At 71.1% G+C, this 17,774-nt stretch carries 28 protein-coding genes; 23 read left to right on the top strand and 5 right to left on the bottom strand.

The window, feature by feature from the left end:
* Positions 1-141 precede the first annotated feature (141 nt).
* Positions 142-921 carry an IucA/IucC family C-terminal-domain containing protein gene (locus ACLQ2U_RS10970; RefSeq protein ID WP_425750470.1) on the top strand — a complete coding sequence of 260 codons (780 nt, stop codon included), beginning with the start codon at positions 142-144 and terminating at the stop codon, positions 919-921.
* A 12-nt stretch (positions 922-933) separates the two neighbouring features.
* Here the strand turns inward: ACLQ2U_RS10970 and ACLQ2U_RS10965 are convergent, their stop codons facing one another.
* Complete coding sequence (locus ACLQ2U_RS10965) at positions 934-2,760, bottom strand: hypothetical protein (RefSeq protein ID WP_425750469.1); 1,827 nt, start codon at positions 2,758-2,760, stop codon at positions 934-936.
* A gap of 209 nt (positions 2,761-2,969) precedes the next feature.
* Between ACLQ2U_RS10965 and ACLQ2U_RS10960 the strand changes: the two genes are divergently transcribed.
* Complete coding sequence (locus ACLQ2U_RS10960; RefSeq protein ID WP_425750468.1) at positions 2,970-3,680, top strand: class I SAM-dependent methyltransferase; 711 nt, start codon at positions 2,970-2,972, stop codon at positions 3,678-3,680.
* A gap of 170 nt (positions 3,681-3,850) precedes the next feature.
* On the opposite strand, the gene ACLQ2U_RS10955 is transcribed toward ACLQ2U_RS10960, so the two are convergent.
* The gene (locus tag ACLQ2U_RS10955) at positions 3,851-4,384 is read right to left on the bottom strand and encodes a YbhB/YbcL family Raf kinase inhibitor-like protein (RefSeq protein WP_425750467.1); all 534 of its coding nucleotides are present in this window, start codon (positions 4,382-4,384) and stop codon (positions 3,851-3,853) included.
* A gap of 179 nt (positions 4,385-4,563) precedes the next feature.
* Between ACLQ2U_RS10955 and ACLQ2U_RS10950 the strand changes: the two genes are divergently transcribed.
* Positions 4,564-5,166, top strand: coding sequence for a hypothetical protein (locus ACLQ2U_RS10950; protein ID WP_425750466.1), 603 nt, complete (start codon positions 4,564-4,566; stop codon positions 5,164-5,166).
* 71 nt (positions 5,167-5,237) lie between these two features.
* On the opposite strand, the gene ACLQ2U_RS10945 is transcribed toward ACLQ2U_RS10950, so the two are convergent.
* A complete protein-coding gene (locus tag ACLQ2U_RS10945; RefSeq protein WP_425750465.1) occupies positions 5,238-6,407 on the bottom strand; it encodes a tyrosine-type recombinase/integrase in 1,170 nt (389 codons plus the stop codon).
* A 5-nt stretch (positions 6,408-6,412) separates the two neighbouring features.
* Positions 6,413-6,841, bottom strand: a complete 429-nt coding sequence (locus ACLQ2U_RS10940) for a helix-turn-helix domain-containing protein (RefSeq protein ID WP_425750464.1) — start codon at positions 6,839-6,841, stop codon at positions 6,413-6,415.
* Positions 6,842-7,049: 208 nt separating this feature from the next.
* Here ACLQ2U_RS10940 and ACLQ2U_RS10935 point away from each other — a divergent pair, with 208 nt between their 5' ends.
* From ACLQ2U_RS10935 to ACLQ2U_RS10845, 19 genes are all read left to right on the top strand, one after another.
* On the top strand, positions 7,050-7,292 hold the full coding sequence (locus ACLQ2U_RS10935; RefSeq protein WP_425750463.1) for a hypothetical protein: 243 nt from the start codon (positions 7,050-7,052) through the stop codon (positions 7,290-7,292).
* Complete coding sequence (locus ACLQ2U_RS10930) at positions 7,289-7,537, top strand: helix-turn-helix domain-containing protein (RefSeq protein ID WP_425750462.1); 249 nt, start codon at positions 7,289-7,291, stop codon at positions 7,535-7,537. Before ACLQ2U_RS10935 ends, ACLQ2U_RS10930 begins: the two co-directional genes overlap by 4 nt.
* A gap of 92 nt (positions 7,538-7,629) precedes the next feature.
* Complete coding sequence (locus tag ACLQ2U_RS10925; RefSeq protein ID WP_425750461.1) at positions 7,630-8,031, top strand: hypothetical protein; 402 nt, start codon at positions 7,630-7,632, stop codon at positions 8,029-8,031.
* Entirely contained in the window at positions 8,028-8,234 is a 207-nt protein-coding gene (locus ACLQ2U_RS10920; RefSeq protein WP_425750460.1) for a hypothetical protein, read from the top strand. The genes ACLQ2U_RS10925 and ACLQ2U_RS10920 overlap by 4 nt, the downstream gene beginning before the upstream one ends.
* On the top strand, positions 8,231-8,443 hold the full coding sequence (locus ACLQ2U_RS10915) for a hypothetical protein (RefSeq protein ID WP_425750459.1): 213 nt from the start codon (positions 8,231-8,233) through the stop codon (positions 8,441-8,443). The genes ACLQ2U_RS10920 and ACLQ2U_RS10915 overlap by 4 nt, the downstream gene beginning before the upstream one ends.
* Positions 8,440-8,748, top strand: a complete 309-nt coding sequence (locus ACLQ2U_RS10910) for a hypothetical protein (RefSeq protein WP_425750458.1) — start codon at positions 8,440-8,442, stop codon at positions 8,746-8,748. The genes ACLQ2U_RS10915 and ACLQ2U_RS10910 overlap by 4 nt, the downstream gene beginning before the upstream one ends.
* The gene (locus tag ACLQ2U_RS10905; RefSeq protein WP_425750457.1) at positions 8,748-8,915 is read left to right on the top strand and encodes a hypothetical protein; all 168 of its coding nucleotides are present in this window, start codon (positions 8,748-8,750) and stop codon (positions 8,913-8,915) included. The genes ACLQ2U_RS10910 and ACLQ2U_RS10905 overlap by 1 nt, the downstream gene beginning before the upstream one ends.
* The gene (locus ACLQ2U_RS10900) at positions 8,915-9,136 is read left to right on the top strand and encodes a hypothetical protein (protein ID WP_425750456.1); all 222 of its coding nucleotides are present in this window, start codon (positions 8,915-8,917) and stop codon (positions 9,134-9,136) included. The genes ACLQ2U_RS10905 and ACLQ2U_RS10900 overlap by 1 nt, the downstream gene beginning before the upstream one ends.
* A 106-nt stretch (positions 9,137-9,242) precedes the next feature.
* A complete protein-coding gene (locus ACLQ2U_RS10895; protein WP_425750455.1) occupies positions 9,243-9,767 on the top strand; it encodes a hypothetical protein in 525 nt (174 codons plus the stop codon).
* Positions 9,764-10,036 carry a hypothetical protein gene (locus tag ACLQ2U_RS10890; RefSeq protein ID WP_425750454.1) on the top strand — a complete coding sequence of 91 codons (273 nt, stop codon included), beginning with the start codon at positions 9,764-9,766 and terminating at the stop codon, positions 10,034-10,036. The genes ACLQ2U_RS10895 and ACLQ2U_RS10890 overlap by 4 nt, the downstream gene beginning before the upstream one ends.
* Positions 10,033-10,515, top strand: coding sequence for a hypothetical protein (locus ACLQ2U_RS10885; RefSeq protein ID WP_425750453.1), 483 nt, complete (start codon positions 10,033-10,035; stop codon positions 10,513-10,515). The genes ACLQ2U_RS10890 and ACLQ2U_RS10885 overlap by 4 nt, the downstream gene beginning before the upstream one ends.
* Positions 10,512-10,868 (top strand): WhiB family transcriptional regulator, encoded by a 357-nt coding sequence (locus tag ACLQ2U_RS10880; RefSeq protein ID WP_425750452.1) that lies wholly within the window; start codon positions 10,512-10,514, stop codon positions 10,866-10,868. Before ACLQ2U_RS10885 ends, ACLQ2U_RS10880 begins: the two co-directional genes overlap by 4 nt.
* Positions 10,865-11,008 (top strand): hypothetical protein, encoded by a 144-nt coding sequence (locus tag ACLQ2U_RS10875; protein ID WP_425750451.1) that lies wholly within the window; start codon positions 10,865-10,867, stop codon positions 11,006-11,008. Before ACLQ2U_RS10880 ends, ACLQ2U_RS10875 begins: the two co-directional genes overlap by 4 nt.
* The gene (locus tag ACLQ2U_RS10870; protein ID WP_425750450.1) at positions 11,005-12,000 is read left to right on the top strand and encodes a hypothetical protein; all 996 of its coding nucleotides are present in this window, start codon (positions 11,005-11,007) and stop codon (positions 11,998-12,000) included. The genes ACLQ2U_RS10875 and ACLQ2U_RS10870 overlap by 4 nt, the downstream gene beginning before the upstream one ends.
* Positions 12,001-12,081: 81 nt before the next feature.
* Positions 12,082-12,657: a hypothetical protein gene (locus ACLQ2U_RS10865; protein WP_425750449.1), complete on the top strand. Its 576-nt coding sequence runs from the start codon at positions 12,082-12,084 to the stop codon at positions 12,655-12,657.
* A 99-nt stretch (positions 12,658-12,756) separates the two neighbouring features.
* Positions 12,757-15,333 (top strand): DNA primase family protein, encoded by a 2,577-nt coding sequence (locus ACLQ2U_RS10860; RefSeq protein WP_425750448.1) that lies wholly within the window; start codon positions 12,757-12,759, stop codon positions 15,331-15,333.
* A gap of 229 nt (positions 15,334-15,562) precedes the next feature.
* Positions 15,563-15,907, top strand: coding sequence for a hypothetical protein (locus ACLQ2U_RS10855; RefSeq protein WP_425750447.1), 345 nt, complete (start codon positions 15,563-15,565; stop codon positions 15,905-15,907).
* Between the two features lie 10 nt (positions 15,908-15,917).
* The gene (locus tag ACLQ2U_RS10850; protein WP_425750446.1) at positions 15,918-16,451 is read left to right on the top strand and encodes a crossover junction endodeoxyribonuclease RuvC; all 534 of its coding nucleotides are present in this window, start codon (positions 15,918-15,920) and stop codon (positions 16,449-16,451) included.
* Positions 16,452-16,557: 106 nt separating this feature from the next.
* Positions 16,558-17,187, top strand: a complete 630-nt coding sequence (locus tag ACLQ2U_RS10845; RefSeq protein ID WP_425750445.1) for a DNA cytosine methyltransferase — start codon at positions 16,558-16,560, stop codon at positions 17,185-17,187.
* 2 nt (positions 17,188-17,189) lie between these two features.
* Here the strand turns inward: ACLQ2U_RS10845 and ACLQ2U_RS10840 are convergent, their stop codons facing one another.
* On the bottom strand, positions 17,190-17,402 hold the full coding sequence (locus ACLQ2U_RS10840) for a hypothetical protein (protein ID WP_425750444.1): 213 nt from the start codon (positions 17,400-17,402) through the stop codon (positions 17,190-17,192).
* An 85-nt stretch (positions 17,403-17,487) separates the two neighbouring features.
* Between ACLQ2U_RS10840 and ACLQ2U_RS10835 the strand changes: the two genes are divergently transcribed.
* On the top strand, positions 17,488-17,724 hold the full coding sequence (locus ACLQ2U_RS10835) for a hypothetical protein (protein ID WP_425750443.1): 237 nt from the start codon (positions 17,488-17,490) through the stop codon (positions 17,722-17,724).
* The last annotated feature ends 50 nt before the right edge of the window (positions 17,725-17,774 follow it).

The raw sequence follows: 17,774 nt of genomic DNA, 5'->3' as shown, positions 1-17,774 counted from the left end.
CGCCGACGGCGTCGGTGGAGTGACCCGGGCCTCTCGATCCGCCCTTGGTGAGGGTTCCCTTAAACCGACAACTGTGGTTAGGCTAGCCTTAGCTTGACGGACGGCACTTCGGACAAGGGGACGGACCAGGTGACAGCGGTGATGCCGAGGCAGGACCTCGCCACCCCGCTCGCCCCGGTGACCGCCACCCTGCTGGCCATGTTCGGCACCGACGAGCTGCCCGGCCTGGCGCCGGGGCTGGTGGTGGCCGACGAGGCCGGCTGGAGCCCGGCGACCACGCTCGTCGACGGCAGCCGACTGCCCGACTTCCTGCACGCCGCGACCCGGCGCTGGGGCGGCACCCCGCACGCCTGCGCCGCGCTGGCCTGGAAGTCCTACAGCTACTGGACAGCCCTGCCCGTGGTGCTCGGCTGGGCCTCCGCCCGCCGGGTGCCACTGCTGGACCCGGCCGATGTCCTGATCCACTTCGAGGACCACCACCAGCTGCTCACCATGGGTCTGCGCCGCTCGACCACGGTGGCGGTGCTTCCCAGCGATCCGCTGGCGCTCACCGGCCGGCCCGAGGTCCGGGTCGTCGCGGACGAGGCGGAGCTGCTCCGGGTGCTCCGCGCCTCACTGCTGGACGCGCACCTCAACCCGGTGATCGCCGCGATCCAGGCGGAGGTCCGGGTCGGCGCCCGTACGCTGCTCGGCTCGGTGGCCTCCGGCATCGCGCACGGCATCCTGCGCGCGGCGGACACGCTGCCCGGTTCCTCGGTCCGCACCATCGCCACGCTGCTCGACGCGCTCGACCTGGCCGACCTGGTCGAGCTGGTGCCCGGTCCGGCCGGCGAGCCGACCGTGCAGCGCCGAACCTGCTGCCTGGCCTTCACCCTGCCCCGGCCGAAGATCTGCCAGGGCTGCTGCGTCCGCCCCTCCTGAGGCCCTCGCCGCTCACCCGGTCAACGGCCGGACGTCCCAGAGCCACACCCCGCCGGTGAACGTCGGGGTGATCCCGGTCAGGTCGGTCATCGCCCGGCGCAGCGCGTCGGCGTTAGGGTGCGGGCCGAGGACCACCACGCCGGCCCGCCAGTAGCGCAGGTCGCCCACCGCGGCCGCCCGGTCCTTCGGCGTGATCGGCGGGATCGCCCCGGTCTTCGCGATGCCATCGAAGAACGAGCTGGTCTTCCGGGGCGGGGCGGTGAAGAGGGCGATGTCCGGCTCGGGCGCCCGGGGCCGGGTGTCCGGGGCGAGGAAGTAGCCCCGGGCCAGCGGCATCTCCAGCCGGGTCTGGGCCGACCAGCGCAGCGGGTCGGGGTAGTCGGTGTCGGGCAGCGGCAGGGTGACCACGCTGCGCCCGCCGGAGACGTACGACCGCCAGGCGCCGGAGGTGACGAACGCCGGGGTCGGGTCCAGCCGGGCGGCGGGCAGCGGGGTGGGCAGGTTCGGCAGCAGGGCCATGGCCAGGACGGTGATCGTGACGAACCGGATCTGCGGCCGGACGGCCGGATGGCGGCGGGCCAGCTGCCGGGCGCGTTCCGCGCCGAGCGCGAGGAGCACGCCGACGATCGGGGTGATCGCCAGCGACCAGCGGGTGGGAACCACCGAGTGCAGCAGCGGCAGGTCCTCCAGCACCGCCCAGGGCGCGGGCACGCCGGTGTCCCGCCCGTTGAGCCGGACCTCCCGGCCCAGCGACAGCACCGCGAAGAGCACGCCGAGGGCGGCCAGGCCGCGGACCAGTGCGCTGCGCCGCAGCCACCAGACCAGGGCGACGACCAGGACGACCAGCGGCCAGCCGAAGAAGGAGTTCTCCTCGGTGGCGTTCTTGGCCAGCGGCTTGGTCGAGCGCGCGTCGCCGGCCAACGACTCCCGGGAGAACGCGACGAACGCGGCGAGGTCCGTGCGGTAGCCGCGGATCAGCCGGGACAACCCCTGGTAGGAGCCGGGTCCGAAGAGCTGGACGTGGATCGGGTACGCCAGCAGCACGGCCGAGAAGGCGGCGGCGACGGCGAGCCCGGCGAGGAAGGGTTTCGTGGCGCGACGCAGCTCCGGCCGGCCGAGGGCGAGCGCGCCGACCACCACGCCGAGCCCGATCGCGGTCATCAGCAGGATCTCGAGGTTGATGAAGGCCTGCCAGACGATCAGCAGGCCGAGCAGCACACCGTTGCGCAGCCATCGGCCGGGCTCGGCCAGGCGCAGGGTCCGCCAGGCGATCAGCGGGACCACGAACTGGGAGACGATGTTCGGGTGGGCGTTGGCGTGCGAGACCATCGCCGGGGCGAACGCACAGAACGCGGCGCCCAACCAGGCCGGCCCCCGCGAGCCGGTGACCACCCGGGAGAGGAAGAAGTACCAGGCGGTTCCGGTTGCCATCATTCCGGCGGTGAGGAAAATCAGGAATGACCAGTGCGGGCCGAACAGGACGGTGGCTGGCGTCATTGGGATCGAAATGGATAATACGGACGTGTTGGCCATCAGGTTCACGCCGTCCGGCACGTTCATCCGGTTCGTGCTGAAGGGATAAACCCACTCCGTGACCACTCGTGCGCCGTGCGCCATCATCCACTCGAACTGCGACTGGTCCGACGGGTTGTCCCGTACCCCGATGCCGGGGCGCAACCAGAAGCGCGCGGTCACCCAGAAGGCCAGCAGGACGAAGCTGAGCACCGCGGCGACGTCCCACCGCCGACCCTCCCACCGGCGTACGCCAGGATCGTCGCCGACCACGGCGCCCCCGACGCCGGATCGCTCGACCGCCGGGTCCGATTCGGGAGTAGTCATAGCAATTCAGAGAGTAGTCACCGTATGGTGCCGAGGTGACATGTTTCGGAGGACTGGCGTACTATCTGCCGGGTTCGCCGACCGCCGATCACGTGCCCACCCCGACCGCAATTCGGTCACCACGGTGCCCCGTTTCCTCCGCCCCTCCTGCGGATGATTCACTTTGTTGGTCCAGGCGCGGGTCGAGTCATATCGTGAGGAATCGACGCATGGCAGAAATCACTGGGGATCAGCGCGTCCAGTCAGAGGTCCTGGAGGGCCTGGCCACCGCGGTCAACCACCGCAGGTGGTTCGTCGAGCTGGCGGTGCCCCACCTCGGTGACAACCCCATCGAGATCGGCAGCGGGCTCGGTGACTACGCGCTGGGATGGTCGCGGCACGTCCCCCGGTTCACCGCCACCGAGGCCGACCCGGACCGGCTCGTCCAGCTGAAGGAGCGCCTGGCGGGCGAGCCCACCATCGAGGTACGGCAGATGCTGCTGCCGCATCCCGAGGGCGGCGACTACAGCGCGGCGGTGTCGTACAACGTCCTGGAGCACATCGAGGACCACGTCGCCGCGCTGCGCAGCATGCGCGACCTGGTCCGCCCGGGCGGCGCCGTGATCATCATCGTGCCGGCCTTCCAGTTCGCGATGAGCCCGGCCGACATCGCCACCGGCCACGTGCGGCGTTACACGAAGAAGACCCTGACCGCGGCGATGACAGAGGCCGGGCTGCACGTCGAGACGATGCACTACGCCAACGCGCTCGGCCTGCTCGGCTACTTCATGGCGACCAAGGTCTTCCGGCTCATGCCGAAGGAGGGCCCGATGGTGAAGGTCTACGACACCCTCGTCCTCCCCGCCACCAAGGCCGCGGAGCAGAGGATGCGACCCCCCTTCGGCCAGTCCGTCTTCGCGGTGGCCCGCGTCCCCTCCTGACCCCCCGCCCCTCCCCACCCTCCTCCCCCGCGATCTTGCACTTTCGGCCCCCGTTCCGCGGCTTTCGTCCGTGATGTCGGGGCGACAAGTGCAAGATCGCGGGTGGGTGGGGCGGGGTGGGTGGGGTGGGTGGGGTGGGTGGGGTGGGTGGGGTGGGTGGGGTGGGTGCGTTAGGCCTTGATCTGGTACGTCGGGCGGATGACCGCCCGGGCCAGGGTGTGGAAGGCCAGGTTGAAGCCGATGTAGGCGGGGGTGGCGTTCGGGCCGACGTCGAGGCGCTCGACGTCGACCGCGTGCACCGCGAAGACGTACCGGTGCGGGCGGTCGCCGGGCGGCGGGGCCGCGCCGCCGTAGCCGGTGTCGCCGTAGTCGTTGCGGACGCTGAACGCGCCGCCGAGGTCGGCCTCCTTCGCGCCGGTCGGCAGCTCGGTCACCGAGGTGGGCACGTCGACCAGCACCCAGTGCCAGAAGCCGCTGCCGGTCGGGGCGTCCGGGTCGAAGCAGGTCACCACGAAGCTCTTCGTCTCCGCGGGGAAGTCCGACCAGGCCAGGTGGGGGGAGATGTTCTCGCCGCCGGCGCTGCCGTGCGCGTACCGCGCGTCCATCGGCTCGCCGTTGTGCACGTCGTCACTGGTCAGGGTGAACGACGGAACGGTCGGCAGCAGCTCGTACGGGTCCGGGGCGATCGCTCGTTCCAGGGTCATCGGGGGTCCTTCCGCTGCACGTGATGTCTCTGCCCCCTTCTTACCCCGCAGTCAGGTCCGATTAGTCGAGGAGGCGACGGAAGCCCCACAAAGCGGGGAGCCTCCCGAGGAGGAACAAGACGGGACCACCAAAGGGATCATCACTCCGTACGATGGCGTTCCCCGACGTTGGAGCTGCGATGCGTACCCGTGTCCACACCGCCCTGCTGGCCAGCGTCCTCGCCGTTTCCGGTTGCACCTCGGCGGAGCAGTCGACCACGTCGACGTCACCGTCTCCCAGCCCGTCCGAGGCGCGATACGCCCTGACGCCGCAGATCTGCTCCCAGATCGACTTCTCCTGGCTGGACCGGGTGATCCCGGTGCCACCGACCGGAGAGGTCAATCCGCGCAACTGGTTCGAGCCGGCGAACTTCATGTACACGGGCGGCATCCAGTGCATGCGTACACACGAGTCGGCGGAACGCAAGGGCGCCGTGGTCACCGTCGGTCTGGCGACGTACAAGTCAGCGGAGGGCGCGCGGCTGGCCTACGACACCCGACTGGTGAAGCAGACCACGGAGGTGTCGCTGCCGGGTATCGAGCAGGTTTCCCACGCGCACGACGACGACAGCGAAAGGCTCTACGTCCGCGACGGCAATCTGTTCGTGGAGGTCGTTGTCCTGCCGCTCGGCGATCGCACAACCTTCGCCCAAGCCGGCATGACGGAGGGGAAGGTGATACCGGCGGTCGAGGAGCTCGCGGCACGGGTGATCGAGCGACTGCGGTCCGGCGTCCCGGCCTAGGAAACGCCGGGTCGATCACTGGCGGAGGGTGTGGGATTCGAACCCGATTAAACCCGCAGGTCAGGCCACCCTCATGCCGTCTGACCTGCTCTTTCATTCCCGACGGTTCCCGTTGCTTCCCGTTCTCCCCCGCCGAGTCCCCCCATATTCCCCCCATCGGGCGGGGGGAGCATCCCCGCGACCGCGGCCATGATGCCCTCGTCAACCTCGGTCAGCAGGTGCCCGTACACGTCGGAGGTGACCGCGATCGAGGCGTGACCCATCCGCCGGGAGATCGCCGTCAACGGCCGGCCCGCGCTGATGAGGTGCGCGGCGTGGGTGTGCCGAAGGTCGTGCAACCGCACCCGCCCCAGCCCCGCCTCGTCGAGGATCCGCGGCCACACCCTCTGCCGGAAATTCCGCGTCACCGGCCGCACCCCGTCCAGGTCGACGAAGACGAACGCCTCACGATCCTTGTCGACCAGCAGCGGCGCCAGAGCGTGGCCGACCGCCGGCGGGAACGTCACCGTCCGCCGGGACCGCTCGCTCTTCGGGTCGGTCAGGATCGGCACCCCGCCGATGCCGTCATGCATCGCCTCAAGGACCTCCAGCCGCCCAGCGAGCACATCCACCCTGCCCACCCGCAGCGCCGTCGCCTCCCCGTACCGCAGCCCCGTCGCGACGAGCAGCATGACGAGCGGCTTCCAGTGCTTCGGGGAGGCGGCGAGCAGCCGGCCGATCTCCGGGGTGGTGAGGAACCGCATCTCCTGACGGCGGATCCTCGGCAGCCCGGTCGACCCGGCCGGGTTCACCCGCAGCAGCCGCTGCGACACGGCGGCGTCGAGCAGCTTGTGAAGGATCGCGTGGACGTTCCTGATCGTCTTCGGACTGATCGGCTTCCGGCCCGGCCCGCCGGCCGCGATCTTCGACACGAACTGCTGGATCGCGAGGGTGTCGACCTCATCGAGGGGAAGGCCGCCGAGCAGCGGCCGGATGTGGTTACGCACCCTGCTGTCCTCGGTGCGCTGGGTGGTGGGCTTCAGCGTGGCGGCGTACGACGGCCACCAGGCGTCAATCCACGAGTTCAGGGTGACTCGGCCGGCGCGGGGGTCGATGTAGTCCCCGCGCCACCGGTCGGCCGTCATGCGTGTCATCGCCGCCCTCGCGGCGGTCTTGGTCGAGTAGCCGGACTCCAGGGTGACCTTGCGCTCGCCGACCTGCTCTCGGATGCGCCAGCCGGGCCCGTGCTTCTCGACCCACACGGGCGTTAGCTGGCCCTGCGGGATCGCTCGTCAGCCGCCGGGCGGGGGGCGGTCGCGTCGAACCACTCGCTGATCCAGGTGATGCGCTGGAGCAGCTCGGCGCGACGGTTCGGGTCGGCGGTCTGGTACTGGTCGATCAGCAGCTCCAGCTCCGGCGGCAGCTGCGTCGGCGTGGACGCACGCGCCAGCCCTTCGGCGACACCAGCCCGCGCCGCCAGATCCTGCCGGTCGACGTCAAGCGCGTCCGCCAGCTTCATCACGTGGCCGAGGCTGGGCTTCTGCTTGCCGCTGCGCCAGTTGCTGATCGCCGAATGACTGATCTCAGCTGACTCCGCCAGAGCAACGTCGTACCGGATGCCCCGCTGGGCCTTCAGCCGGTCCAGGTGGGCGATGAACGCCTCACGCTCCGGCCAGTCGACTGTGCGCACGCGCACAGAATCACCTACGACTGCCCGACCTGTCACGTGCGTGCGCTCACGAACATTCGTCCTGCTCAGGTCTGTGTCGCTGATGTATGGCGGCATCATCAACTCTCCCAGCGGATCTCCGTGTGCGTGGGCCGCACATCGCACTTTCAGATGATGCCAGACTCGACCGTCGTACCCCTTGTGTGTGCGTGCACGCACAAGCTACATTCTGTGCGTGACCAGAAATCCTCTCCAGTACCGGCTCCGAACCGACAGGTTCGACGAGCTGACCACGGCCAAGGGCTGGCGCGACGACCTGCAGCGAGCCACCAACATCGGCGTCTCGCACTCGACCATCAGCCGCATCCGGGCCCGCAAGATGCGCCCCGGTCTCCGGTTCATCGGTCTCGCCACCGCCGCCCTCGGCGTCCACATCGACGAGCTGTTCGAGATCGAGCAGGAAGCCCCGACCCGATGACCGGCCAGTGGCTGACCGTCGAGCAGGTCGCGGAGCTGTTCCAGATCCCCGCCAAGTCGGTCACGAACATGTGCCGCGCGGAGGAACTGCCCCACAACCGCGTCGGCAAGCACTACCGGTTCAGCCCCGCCGCCATCGCCGAGATCGAGGCGAAGACCTTCAAGGTCCCCGCCGACACCCCGTCCCTGGCCGCCGCCCGAGTGCGCGCCGCCGGACGCACCACCCGGCGCCAGCGCGCCGCCTGATCCACCCGGCGCCCGACCGGGCCCGGACGCGAAGCGACCCCGCTACCCGACCAGAGCCGCGGGGCCGCAATCACCGAAAGGCAAGGTACCCCATGAACGGGACCATCACCCCCACCGCCCAGCAGGAGACCTGGTACTTCACGTTCGGCTCGGGCCAGCAGCACGACGGCAGGTACGTCGTCATCCCTGGCAGCTACGACGCCGCCCGCGACGAGATGTTCCGCCACTTCAGCAACGCCTGGTCGTTCCAGTACGCCAGCGCGGAGCGGGCCGGCGTTGACGAGTTCGGCCTGGTCGAGCTGCCCCGCGAGGGGTGGCCGGAGCCGATCGAGGCCCACGCCGTGGACTGCCCGACTTGCAGCGCGCCCGAGTGGCCCGCCGCCGACGACCGGCCCTGCTGTGACTTCGCAGAGGCGACCGGGGGCGACACCCACGCCGCCGGATGCGCTGGCGGTGCCATCGGCCGCGCTGGGACGAAGCAGGTCCGGCTGTGAGCCCCGCCGCCGCTGAGGCCGTCGTCCTCACCCACCTCGCCGCCGACCTGCCGTTCCTCTCCGACGCCGCGCTGGCCGAGATCCAGGCCGAGCACGCCGCCGAGCAGGGCCACTACGCGGTCGAGGCCCGCCGCCTCATCGACGCCGAGTTCGAGTACCGGCAGGCGTTCCGCCGCGCCATGGACAAGGGAGTCCTGCTGTGAGCGACTACCAGATCCGCCGCGACCGGCACTACGACCGGCTGAACGGCCTCCACGCCAAGCTGCTCGGCTACATCACCGGCACTGTCAAGGGCGTCGACGACGGACTCGTCACGGCGGAGCAGGCGATCGCCCGCATCCGCGAGGAGGCCGCCAAGACCTCGGCCGCGGCCGACGCCGCCTGGGACGAGTACATCGGCGGTGCGCGATGACGACCGTGACCCGCCCCGCCCCGTGGCCCGCCGTCGCCGGTGACCCGCCCGTGCGGCCCCTGCCCAACCCGTGGCCCACCGGCCCCTGCGTGCTCCCCACCGCCGTCGACCCGGCCCTCGACGGCTGCCAGCCGCCCACCCTCGACGACCTCGGCCTCACCGCCGACCCCGTCGCCCACGTGCTGGCCGTCATCGACCAGCTCGACCCCGCCGACCTGGCCCGCGTGAAGGCCCGCCTCACCGACGGGCAGCGCGACGGCCTCGCCCAGTACGAGCAGCCCCGACACCTGGAGGCGGTGGCGTGATGGGCAAGCGTCGCAACTTCAACCAGTACGACCACCGCTGCGACTACTGCGGCCGGTACATGCCGTGGGCGTGGGTGTCGTCGTGGAACTGCTTCGCCGGCTTCCCGAAAGCGTGGTGCGACGAGCCGCGGTGCAAGCGGCGGTCTCTGCGTGAGGCGGGTGCCTGATGCTCGCCGCTCTCGCCCTCGCCGTCTGGTCCGCGCTGTGCCTGCTCGCCGGCGGCTACTACATGCACCGCCGCTACCTGCGGATCATCGCCCCGATCCTCGTCACCGACCGGGTCATCACCGACCCCACACACAAGGCGCGTTGCCTCGCCGACCACCGCCGCCGGCTCCCGGCCGCCCTGCCCCGCCCGTTCCGCGCCCTCGCCGGAGGCGTCCGGTGACCGACGACCTGCGCGTCCTGGGCTGGCTCACCGCCCTCACCGCCGCATCCCTCACCGGGTGGGCCGTCGTGCTCACCCCCGTCTTCCTCCTGATCCGGAGCCTCTGATGACCGACTTCACCGCCCACGACATCCACCTGCTCGACCAGGCCGCTGTCGACGCGTTCGACGACGTCGACCACCTCACCGACGACCCCGAAACCAAGCGCCGTCTCGACGAGCGCGGCCCGGCCGTCTACGCCGCCGAGCTGACCCGCGACCTGATCGCCGCCTGCAACGGCCGGGTCGGCGTAGCGGCCGGGTTCGCCGCCATGGCCACCATCCGCCGGGTTCAGGAGCGCGACGACCGCAACGAGCTCGCCGCCGAACTGGCCGAGGTGCGCGACCAGCTCACCGCCGCCAACCGCCACGCCGACGGCCTCAAAGCCGACCTCAACTCCGCCACCAAGGCCAACACCGCCTGGGCCAACCAGATCAGCCAGATCAGGGGCGAGAACACCCGGCTGCGCGCCAAGCTCGCCGACCTCGGCGAGCCGGCCGACGCCGACCACTGGGTCAACTTCGACGGCACCTGCTGGGCGGACTGCCCGGCGTGCAAGTTCGAGCGCGACGCGGCGGCGGTGGCCCAGTGAGCTGGGACGTCCTCACCCTCGCCGCCGCCGGGCTGCTCGCCACCCGCCGCTACAAGCGCGGCTACACCGGCAAACGCCGCGCCCAGCGCGCGGCCCCCGCCGACCACCGGCTCAGCCCCGCCGCCTACCAGACCCACACCGGCACCGCGGAGCACGTCCCCGCCGACGAAGACCAGCCCACCGGACTGCTCCGCGTCCGCCGCATCCACCCCACCGGCCAGTTCACCCTGCCGTCCGTTGACCGCGTCCACACCGGAGCCACCCGATGACCACCATCGACCCCGACATCCTCGACGTCGCCGCCGTCGTCCTCGGCGAACAACGCATCGCACTCACCGGCTGGCAGCGACTCCACGCCGTCCAAGCCATGACCGCCCTCGGCCACTCCAAGACCCACATCGCCTGGGCGCTCAACTCCACCAAGGCGTCCATCGAGCACTACGGCCGCACCAACGGCGTCGCCCTGCACCGCTACGACCAGCGCCCCGACTGGGTCGCCATCCGATGGGTCACCCACCACGGCGCCCGGCTGAAGCTCAAAGGCCCCGACCAGGTCGAAGCCGTCCGCGGACTCGCCGCACGCGGCCACCACCAGGCCGACATCGCCGACCGCCTCCACTGCTCCGTCCACGCCGTCACCACCATCGCCGACGAGCTCGGCATCACACTGCCCGCCGCCCACGACTTCAACTGGTACGCCTACGTCCGCGGCTACGACCGCAAACTCCGCCAGGCGGTGGCCGCATGAACACCGCCACCCTCACCCGCGACGACATCAACTGGCGGCTGCGCGGCCAGTGCCTCTACGAGGACCCCGACGTCATGCACCCGGTCGACAGCGACAAGCTCGGCGAGAAGTACGCCAAGAAGGTCTGCGCCGGCTGCCCCGTCGCCCAGCAGTGCCTCCAGGAATCCGTGGACCTGCGCGACTGGCACGGCATCCGCGCCGGCCTCACCGGCAACGAACGCCGCAACCTCGCCGAGGGCAACGCCCAACGCTGCATCCGCTGCAGGGACCTGTTCGTGCCCCGCGTCGACACGCAGGTCCGCTGCCGGCCCTGCGCTCGCGTCCGCGACGGCAACCGGAAGGCCAAGTCGTGAGCGCCCTGCCGATGGGCTGCGAGCAGTGCGGCGCCACCCGCCGCGACCACGACGCCCCCGACCACCGGTGGATCAGCCCCGCCATGCCCACCGTCCTCGCCCGGGCCGCCGCCCTCAAGACCAGGAGGGCCGCCGCATGAGCGTCGACCAGGCCACCCTCGACGCGGTCATCGCCAGCCTCACGGCCAAGCCCGCGACGTCGCGACCGTTCTGCCTCGCCGAGTGCGGGGAGCCCCTCGCACCCGAGCTCGTCGCCGACCCCGACACCGGCGCCGGCTGGCACCTCCTCTGCCAGCCCGAGCCGGCCGGCCCGCCGCCGTCCACCGTCGGCGAACTCCGCCAGGTGCTCATCGACTACGACGCCAGCCGCCCCCGCTCCCTGCAGAAGCGGCTCGGCCCCTCCGAACTGGGCACCCCCTGCCAGCAGCAGATGGCCCGCAAGCTCACCGGCGCGCCCCGCCGGCCGGTCGACGCCCCCACATGGGCGCCGTTCCAGGGCACCGCGGTCCACGCCGAGATGGAGAACGTCGTCGCGTTCTGGAACGCGCAGCTCGGCCGGGAGCGGTGGCTGGCCGAGGACGACCTCGAGGTGGACCCCGGCCTGCCCGACGTTGAGGGCATCCGCGGCCACGGCGACGCCTTCGACCTCGACCACGGCATGGTCGTCGACTGGAAGTTCGTCGGCACCACCGCCCTCAACAAGCTGCGCACCGCCAAGCGGCTCGGCAAGCCCACCGACCAGCAGGTCTCCGCCGAGTACCGGGTGCAGGCCCACCTGTACGGGCTCGGCCACGAACGCAAGGGCCGCGACGTCCGCCACGTCCGCCTCGTGCTGCTCGCCCGGTCCTGGCAGTACGACGACAGCGACGAGTGGACCGAGGCGTACGACCCGGACATCGCCTACCTCGCCATCGACCGGTACTACGCCACCGTCCAGCTGCTGCTCGACCTCGACGTGGCCAACAACCCGGCGTTCATCGCCGGCGTCCCGGCCACCCCCGGCAGCGACTCGTGCAAGTGGTGCCCGTTCCACCGGCCCGGCCAGCCCACCGACTGGGGCGGCTGCGCCGGCGACGTCGCCAAGAACGAGCGCCGGCTGGACCGCTTCACCGACGGGCTCATCGCCCCCTGAACCCCGGCGCCCCCGATGGCACCGGTCAACCACCCAACCAGCGGCCCACACAGGGCCACGGATCCAAGGAGCACACAGCAAATGACCACCGCGCAGGACTTCCTTATGGGAGGCGGCAGCAAGACCGCCAAGTTCCCCAGCTTCGGCACCTCCGTCAGCGGACAGATCGTCCGCGAGCCCGAGATCACCCAGCAGACCGAGTTCGGCACCGGCCGGCTCCTCACCTGGGACGACGGCTCGGCGCGCCTCCAGCTGGTCGTGAAGATCCAGACCGACGAGCGGGACCCGTCCGACCTCGAGGACGACGGCGTGCGGGCGATCTACGTGAAGGGCAAGAGCCTCACCAACGCCGTCCGCGAGGCCGTCCGCAACGCCGGCGCCAAGGGCCTCGAGGTCGGCGGCACCCTCACCGTCACCTACATCGCCGACGGCAAGGCCGAGCGGGGCAACCCGCCGAAGCTTTACACCGCCGAGTACCGCCGGCCGCTGGTGCACCAGGTCAGCGACTTCCTCAACGAGGACCCGGTCCAGGACGCCACGCCGGCCTCGCCGGCGCCCGCTGGTCAGCCGCCCGCGGGCGTCGACCCGGCCGTCTGGAACGCCATGGGCGCCGACCAGCGCGCCTCCGTCCTCGCCGCCATGCATGGCGCCCGGTAACCGGTGCCCCAGCGTCGCAGCCAGCTGCACACCGGCTGGCTGCGGCCCCGGAGCCCCGGCACCACCCTCCCCGAATCGACCAGCTCAGGAGCCAGATAGATGACGAGCACCGAGCAGCAGACAACCCGCCTGGACCAGACCATGGTCCGGACGTGGCTGGACCTGCTCTACGTCAACACCCCCGGCCTCGTGCACATCAGCTCCACCGGCAACTGGGCAGGCCGCGCCTTCACCGACCACGCCCAGGCCGCCACCTACGTCGCCCAACTCGACGCCACCCAGCCCGAGGGCATCTACCTGCGCGCCACCACCCTGAAGGGCCAGCCCGACCGCGGCGGCAGGGGCGGCGCCGCCGACAGCCACGCCCTGCCCGGCCTGTGGGCCGACCTCGACATCGCCGGCCCCGGCCACAAAACCACCGAGCAGCTCCCGCCCGACGAGGACGCCGCCCGCAAAATCATCACCAACTCGGGGCTGCCCGAGCCGACGCTGTGGGTGCACTCCGGCGGCGGGCTGTACCCGTGGTGGCTGCTCGACCAGCACGCCGACGTCACCGCCGACAACCTCGCCGACCTCGAGCAGTTGTCCGCCCGCTGGCAGACCGTCATCGGCCGCTCCGCCACCCAGCTCGGTTGGCACTACGGCACCGGCGTCGGCGACCTCGCCCGCGTCCTGCGCATCCCCGGCACCGTCAACCGCAAGGAAGGGCTCGCCCGCCCCTGCCGGATCATCGAGGCGAGAGCCGACCGGTACGACCTGGACCAGCTCCGCGCCGGCCTGGCCGCGGCCTTCGATCGGCACCCCGACCCGCAGCCGGCGTCGATGCCAGCCCAGCGGCGCCTCGAGGTCGTCCGGCCCGCCGGGCACATCAGCCCCAACGACGACTTCGAGGCCCGCACCGGCTGGGACGACCAGATGCTGCTCGGCGGCGCCGGCTGGACCGTCACCAAAGGCACCCCCGGCGCGTACTGCGAATGGCGCCGCCCCGGCAAGACCACCGTCGGGATCTCCGCCACCACCGGCAAAGACCCCCTGCGGGACCGGCTGTACGTCTTCTCCGAGGACGCCGGCCTGCCCGTCCAGGAGTCCATCACCAAGCCCCACCTGTTCGCCCTGCTGCACCACGGCGGCGACGACCGGGCCGCCACCCGCGAACTCGCCCGCCTCAACTACGGCAGCCCGCTGGAGCGCACCGACCCCGCCGCCGAGCAGTACGCCGCCATCGCCGACCTGCTCCCGCCTTCCACCGCCGCCCGGGTCCTCGCCGCTGTCGACGGCACCGCCGCCCGCGTCCTCGCCGAGCCGTCGCCGAGCCCCGAGATGTTCGGCGCCACCGAAGCCGGCATGGCCCGCGCCCTCGTCGCCAACCACGCCGACCTCCTCCGCTACTGCCCGCAGCGCGCCCGCTGGCTCATGTGGGACGGGCACCGCTGGAAGTGGGACGACGCCGAGCAGCACCGCGAACTCATCCTCGCGCTCGCCGACCGGATGCCCAACGACAAGGAGTGGAGCAACTTCCACAAGCGGGCCATGTCCGCCGCCGGCGTCACCGGCATCGCCCGCCTCGCCCAGCACAACCAGCGCGTCGTCGCCCACTTCGACGACCTCGACTCCAACGCCTGGGAACTCAACACCCCCGGCGGCATCGTCGACCTGCGCACCGGCACCGTCCGCAACCCCGACCCCGCCGCCCTGCACACCCGCAGCACCAGCGCGCCGGTCGACCTCGCCGCCGACACCGGACGCTGGGAGGAGTTCCTCGCCGACACCTTCGGCGCCAACCCCGAACTGATCACCTACCTGCGGCGGCTCGTCGGCTACTCCGCCGTCGGGCTCATCGGCCCGCACGTCCTGCCGTTCTGCCACGGCTCCGGCGGCAACGGCAAGGGCGTCTTCCTCGAGGCCCTCGCCGGGGTCCTCGGCGACTACGCCACCACCGCCCCCGTCGGCTTCCTCATGGCCCAGACCCACGCCGGCCACGAAACCGAGATCGCCCGCCTCGCCGGCGCCCGCATGGTCATCTGCTCCGAGGTCAACGAAGACGACCGGTTCGACGAGGCGAAGGTCAAGATGCTCACCGGCGGGGACAGCCTCACCGCCCGCTTCATGCGCCAGGACCACTTCACGTTCACCCCCAGCCACCAGCTGTGGCTGATGGGCAACCACCAGCCCGCGGTTCGCTCCGGCGGCCGGTCGTTCTGGCGTCGGCTGCGCCTCATCCCCTTCGAGCACGAGGTGCCCGAAGAGAAGATCGTGGACGACCTGCAGGGCATCCTCACCCGCGACCACGGGCCCGCCCTGCTCGCCTGGATCGTGGCCGGCGCCGCGCAGTACCACGGCATCGGCCTACAGGAGCCCGACAGCGTCAAGGCCGCGACCGCCGAGTACGCCCACGACCAGGACTCCGTCGCCAAGTTCGTGCAGGAGCGCTGCCACATCGGCGGCGGCAAGCAGGTCACCGTCAAGACCGCCAAGGTCCGCGAAGCCTACGAGCAGTTCTGCCACGACGAGGGCGAAACACCTGTCAGCGCCAAAGCCCTCGGCATCGCCCTCGAGAAGCGCTTCGGGGTGCTGCGGCTGCGCACCCCCGCGACCCGCATGTACGGCAACCTGTCGCTCTTGGTCGACGAAAACGCGGATGCGTCATCCTCCCGCGACGAGCAGGGCGGGTGGTGACGATGCACCTCGCCGAAAACGCGTCATCGGATGACACATGCGTCATGATCTTCAAAGCGCACGTTTTCGCAGCTCAAGTGCCTTGCGAGCCCCATGCCAACACCAAGGTCATGACGCATGACGCGTTTCTTCCGGTTGACGCCAAATACGCGCGCACACATGCATACGCACATGGACGGTTAGCCGGAGAAGACGCGTCATGCGTCATGCGTCATGGGTCGGTGCCCCGATGACCGCCCACCTGATCACCACCGACGTCACCGGCGGCATCCATCCCCGCTGCGGCACCACCGTGCTCACCGGCAACGCCGAAGGCGTCTTCGCCCGCGTCGACCTGGTGCCGCTCAACCAGGCCGGCGAGATCCGCGCCCTCTGCGCCGGGCTGCAGACGTACACGCTCACCCGCCTCGGCCTCGTACACCGCGACGCCTGCCGCATCGCCGGCACCGCGCTGCGCAACGCCGGCCCGGTGCTGGCCGAGCACCGCTGCCACCGACACGTCGCCGCCGAGCACATCGCCACCACCGCCCCGTCCGCCCACCCGGTCGCCGTCGCCGACGAGCCGGCCTACTGAGGAGCCCGACATGACTCAAGCCCACGTCCTCGGCATCGACCTCAGCCTCACCTGCACCGGCCTCGCCGGACCAGGCTGGACCGACACCATCAAGCCCCCCGCCAAGCTGCGCGGCACCCAGCGGCTGATGCACATCCGCTCGGCGCTGCTGGACCGCTACCTCAACGGCCTCGACCTGGTCGCCATCGAGGGCCCGTCGTACGGCAGCCAGGCCGGACAGGCCGGGCACCACGAACGCGCCGGCCTCTGGTGGATCGTCCGCTGCGTCCTCGACGCCCGCGGCCACGCCGTCGTCGTCATCCCGCCCTCGTCGGTGAAGAAGTACGCCACCGGCAAGGGCAACGCGTCCAAGGCCGACATGGTCCGCGAGGTTACCCGCCGCTTCCCCTGGTTCCAGGGAGGCGAAGACGAAGCCGACGCCCTGGTCCTCGCCGCGATGGCCGCCGACCACCTCGGCCAGCCCCTCGCGGACATGCCCGCCGCCAACCGCAAAGCCCTCGACGCCGTGCAGTGGCCCGACCTGGCTGAGCTGGCGGTGGCGTGATGACCGACTTCGAACGCGCCGTACGCCACGCCGCCATCGTGGCCAAGGTCCGCCGCATCTACCGGCGGCGTGCCCTGTCCCGCCCCCTCCCCGGCGGGTGGACCCGATGAGCCGACCCCGACTGCTCGACCTCTTTTGCTGCGAAGGCGGCGCCGGTATGGGCTACCACCGCGCCGGGTTCGAGGTCGTCGGCGTGGACATCGAGCCCCAGCCGCGGTACCCGTTCGAGGTCCACCAGGCCGACGCCCTCGAATACCTCGCCGCGCACTGGCACGAGTACGACGCCATCCACGCCAGCCCCACCTGCCAGCGGAAGGCCCGCGTCACCGCTTGGCGGGGCAACCGCGAGGATCACCCGAACACGCTCACGCCGACGCTGGAGCTGCTCGGGCAGCTTTCGGTGCCGTGGGTGGTGGAGAACGTGCCCGAGGCTGCCGACGAGCTGCGCCCCGACTTCCTGCTCTGCGGCACCCAGTTCGGGCTCAAGGTCCGCCGGCATCGGATCTTCCAGCGGGGCAACTGGACCGGCTACGAACTGCTGCCGCCGTGCCAGTGCTACCGGCGCAAGGACCTGGTGCCGTTCGAGCACAAGAACGAACGCGCGTTCGCCGACGCCCTCGGCTGCGACTGGATGACCAACCTCGGCGGCCGGCAGGCCATCCCGCCGGTGATGACCGAGCACATCGGCCGGCAGATGCTGGCCGCGATCCGCACCGACCTGGCGGAGGTGGCGTGATGTCAGCCGTCGGTCTTGCGGCGCAGGGTGCGGGCGTCGGGCACGCCGCGTTCGCGGGCGATGCGGCCGACGTGGTTGCGGTGGTAGCCGGACTCAACGGCCACGGTCTCGACGGGCACCTGGGCGCGTACGGCGTCGGCGATGGCGTCGTAGAAGGCATCGGTGGCTTCGTCGCGGGCGGTCTTGGTGGCGCGGATGCGGGCGATGGGGTCCATGCCCACGACTATGCCACACCGGTGTTGCATCCCTCTAGGGATACATGCAACACTGATGTTGCAAGCCAGCGAGAGGGGAACTGAGATGGACGACCTGATGGCCCTCGCCGACCGCATCGGCGGCATCGTCGCCACCAACGTCAGCGACAGCGACCGGGAGCGCATCGAGGCCGAGTTGCGCAGCGACTTGCGCATCGCCGCCCTGCGGGACCGCCTCAACGGCCGCACCCCCGCCCCTGCCACACCGAAGCCGCTCACCAGCGATCAGGCAATCGCCGCGCTCCGTGACCGGCTCACCCGCCCCACGGGCAGGGTGGCGTGATTCGGCATAGGTCCATAAGCCCCCGGTACGGGGGTGTGCCACTTCCAACG

Source organism: Micromonospora sp. DT47, from assembly GCF_049844475.1.
Taxonomy (GTDB): Bacteria; Actinomycetota; Actinomycetes; order Mycobacteriales; family Micromonosporaceae; genus Micromonospora.
The sequence above is the reverse complement of the archived record's forward strand: the minus strand, read 5'-3'. Positions and strand labels throughout refer to the sequence as shown.

Excerpts from the sequence above, each read along its gene's own strand:
- ACLQ2U_RS10900 (WP_425750456.1), top strand. The coding sequence starts at position 8,915 with ATGCTCGCCGCTCTCGCCCTCGCCGTCTGGTCCGCGCTGTGCCTGCTC.
- ACLQ2U_RS10960 (WP_425750468.1), top strand. The coding sequence starts at position 2,970 with ATGGCAGAAATCACTGGGGATCAGCGCGTCCAGTCAGAGGTCCTGGAG.
- ACLQ2U_RS10860 (WP_425750448.1), top strand. The coding sequence starts at position 12,757 with ATGACGAGCACCGAGCAGCAGACAACCCGCCTGGACCAGACCATGGTC.
- ACLQ2U_RS10905 (WP_425750457.1), top strand. The coding sequence starts at position 8,748 with ATGGGCAAGCGTCGCAACTTCAACCAGTACGACCACCGCTGCGACTAC.
- ACLQ2U_RS10835 (WP_425750443.1), top strand. The coding sequence starts at position 17,488 with ATGGACGACCTGATGGCCCTCGCCGACCGCATCGGCGGCATCGTCGCC.
- ACLQ2U_RS10855 (WP_425750447.1), top strand. The coding sequence starts at position 15,563 with ATGACCGCCCACCTGATCACCACCGACGTCACCGGCGGCATCCATCCC.
- ACLQ2U_RS10950 (WP_425750466.1), top strand. The coding sequence starts at position 4,564 with ATGCGTACCCGTGTCCACACCGCCCTGCTGGCCAGCGTCCTCGCCGTT.
- ACLQ2U_RS10845 (WP_425750445.1), top strand. The coding sequence starts at position 16,558 with ATGAGCCGACCCCGACTGCTCGACCTCTTTTGCTGCGAAGGCGGCGCC.
- ACLQ2U_RS10970 (WP_425750470.1), top strand. The coding sequence starts at position 142 with ATGCCGAGGCAGGACCTCGCCACCCCGCTCGCCCCGGTGACCGCCACC.
- ACLQ2U_RS10895 (WP_425750455.1), top strand. The coding sequence starts at position 9,243 with ATGACCGACTTCACCGCCCACGACATCCACCTGCTCGACCAGGCCGCT.
- ACLQ2U_RS10965 (WP_425750469.1), bottom strand. The coding sequence starts at position 2,760 with ATGACTACTCCCGAATCGGACCCGGCGGTCGAGCGATCCGGCGTCGGG.
- ACLQ2U_RS10865 (WP_425750449.1), top strand. The coding sequence starts at position 12,082 with ATGACCACCGCGCAGGACTTCCTTATGGGAGGCGGCAGCAAGACCGCC.
- ACLQ2U_RS10850 (WP_425750446.1), top strand. The coding sequence starts at position 15,918 with ATGACTCAAGCCCACGTCCTCGGCATCGACCTCAGCCTCACCTGCACC.
- ACLQ2U_RS10880 (WP_425750452.1), top strand. The coding sequence starts at position 10,512 with ATGAACACCGCCACCCTCACCCGCGACGACATCAACTGGCGGCTGCGC.
- ACLQ2U_RS10885 (WP_425750453.1), top strand. The coding sequence starts at position 10,033 with ATGACCACCATCGACCCCGACATCCTCGACGTCGCCGCCGTCGTCCTC.
- ACLQ2U_RS10930 (WP_425750462.1), top strand. The coding sequence starts at position 7,289 with ATGACCGGCCAGTGGCTGACCGTCGAGCAGGTCGCGGAGCTGTTCCAG.
- ACLQ2U_RS10955 (WP_425750467.1), bottom strand. The coding sequence starts at position 4,384 with ATGACCCTGGAACGAGCGATCGCCCCGGACCCGTACGAGCTGCTGCCG.
- ACLQ2U_RS10870 (WP_425750450.1), top strand. The coding sequence starts at position 11,005 with ATGAGCGTCGACCAGGCCACCCTCGACGCGGTCATCGCCAGCCTCACG.
- ACLQ2U_RS10925 (WP_425750461.1), top strand. The coding sequence starts at position 7,630 with ATGAACGGGACCATCACCCCCACCGCCCAGCAGGAGACCTGGTACTTC.
- ACLQ2U_RS10910 (WP_425750458.1), top strand. The coding sequence starts at position 8,440 with ATGACGACCGTGACCCGCCCCGCCCCGTGGCCCGCCGTCGCCGGTGAC.
- ACLQ2U_RS10840 (WP_425750444.1), bottom strand. The coding sequence starts at position 17,402 with ATGGACCCCATCGCCCGCATCCGCGCCACCAAGACCGCCCGCGACGAA.